Here is a 1,607-nt window from a genome sequence, read left to right as displayed (position 1 = left end):
ATATTAGTTTTGAAGTCAGTATTCGTTGAGTCACAAAATCTTAAATTGAAGAGTTTGATCATGGCTCAGATTGAACGCTGGCGGCAGGCCTAACACATGCAAGTCGAGCGGAAACGACACTAACAATCCTTCGGGTGCGTTAATGGGCGTCGAGCGGCGGACGGGTGAGTAATGCCTAGGAAATTGCCTTGATGTGGGGGATAACCATTGGAAACGATGGCTAATACCGCATAATGCCTACGGGCCAAAGAGGGGGACCTTCGGGCCTCTCGCGTCAAGATATGCCTAGGTGGGATTAGCTAGTTGGTGAGGTAATGGCTCACCAAGGCGACGATCCCTAGCTGGTCTGAGAGGATGATCAGCCACACTGGAACTGAGACACGGTCCAGACTCCTACGGGAGGCAGCAGTGGGGAATATTGCACAATGGGCGAAAGCCTGATGCAGCCATGCCGCGTGTATGAAGAAGGCCTTCGGGTTGTAAAGTACTTTCAGTTGTGAGGAAGGGGGTAGTGTTAATAGCGCTATCTCTTGACGTTAGCAACAGAAGAAGCACCGGCTAACTCCGTGCCAGCAGCCGCGGTAATACGGAGGGTGCGAGCGTTAATCGGAATTACTGGGCGTAAAGCGCATGCAGGTGGTTCATTAAGTCAGATGTGAAAGCCCGGGGCTCAACCTCGGAACTGCATTTGAAACTGGTGAACTAGAGTACTGTAGAGGGGGGTAGAATTTCAGGTGTAGCGGTGAAATGCGTAGAGATCTGAAGGAATACCAGTGGCGAAGGCGGCCCCCTGGACAGATACTGACACTCAGATGCGAAAGCGTGGGGAGCAAACAGGATTAGATACCCTGGTAGTCCACGCCGTAAACGATGTCTACTTGGAGGTTGTGGCCTTGAGCCGTGGCTTTCGGAGCTAACGCGTTAAGTAGACCGCCTGGGGAGTACGGTCGCAAGATTAAAACTCAAATGAATTGACGGGGGCCCGCACAAGCGGTGGAGCATGTGGTTTAATTCGATGCAACGCGAAGAACCTTACCTACTCTTGACATCCAGAGAAGCCAGCGGAGACGCAGGTGTGCCTTCGGGAGCTCTGAGACAGGTGCTGCATGGCTGTCGTCAGCTCGTGTTGTGAAATGTTGGGTTAAGTCCCGCAACGAGCGCAACCCTTATCCTTGTTTGCCAGCGAGTAATGTCGGGAACTCCAGGGAGACTGCCGGTGATAAACCGGAGGAAGGTGGGGACGACGTCAAGTCATCATGGCCCTTACGAGTAGGGCTACACACGTGCTACAATGGCGCATACAGAGGGCAGCAAGCTAGCGATAGTGAGCGAATCCCAAAAAGTGCGTCGTAGTCCGGATTGGAGTCTGCAACTCGACTCCATGAAGTCGGAATCGCTAGTAATCGTGAATCAGAATGTCACGGTGAATACGTTCCCGGGCCTTGTACACACCGCCCGTCACACCATGGGAGTGGGCTGCAAAAGAAGTGGGTAGTTTAACCTTTCGGGGAGGACGCTCACCACTTTGTGGTTCATGACTGGGGTGAAGTCGTAACAAGGTAGCCCTAGGGGAACCTGGGGCTGGATCACCTCCTTATACGAAGATA

1 rRNA gene is annotated in these 1,607 nt (G+C 52.8%); it reads left to right on the top strand.

Annotated features, from left to right (window positions below):
- Positions 1–42 precede the first annotated feature (42 nt).
- Positions 43–1,597: ribosomal RNA gene (locus AB4209_RS21135) — 16S ribosomal RNA — on the top strand.
- Positions 1,598–1,607 lie beyond the last annotated feature (10 nt).

It is taken from the genome of Vibrio sp. 10N.286.48.C11 (genome assembly GCF_041469805.1).
Lineage (GTDB): Bacteria > Pseudomonadota > Gammaproteobacteria > Enterobacterales > Vibrionaceae > Vibrio > Vibrio crassostreae_C.
Note: the sequence above shows the minus strand (reverse complement) of the source record. Positions and strands in the feature narration are given on the sequence as shown.